The organism is Pedococcus sp. P1_H8, assembly GCF_056405175.1.
Window position 1 is genome coordinate 1 of sequence record NZ_JBFUCP010000247.1, and the last position, 440, is coordinate 440.

A 440-nucleotide genomic window follows, 5' to 3' on the forward strand; every position below is an offset into this window, starting at 1 on the left:
CGCCTGTACCGCACCGGGGACGTGGTGAGGTGGCGGCACGATCGGGACACGGGCCTGGAGCTCGAGTACGTGGGCCGGACCGACTTCCAGGTCAAGATTCGTGGCTTCAGGATCGAGCCCGGCGAGGTCGATGCGGCTCTGACGGCCCACCCGTTCGTGAGATTCGCCGCGACACTCAGTCGTGCCGGACCGACGGGCGACCCGGTCCTGGTGTCCTACGTGCTCCCCGCCGGTGAGCACCTCCCCGACCCTGCCGAGCTGATGGCCCGGGTTCGTGCGGCGGTGCCGGAATACATGGTGCCGGCGGCAATCACGATGCTCGACCACCTTCCGCTGACGCTGGTCGGCAAGCTGGATCGTGCCGCACTGCCCGCACCGGACTTCGGGACGTCGGGCGCGGAGTCCCGGCCGCCGCGAACGCCGACCGAGGAGGCGCTCGC

Annotated in this window: 1 protein-coding gene; it reads left to right on the forward strand. The window is 70.7% G+C overall.

The window, feature by feature from the left end; all coding sequences use genetic code 11:
- On the forward strand, positions 1 to 440 hold a 440-nt coding region (locus AC1DYG_RS19825), incomplete at both ends, for an AMP-binding enzyme (RefSeq protein WP_477641561.1).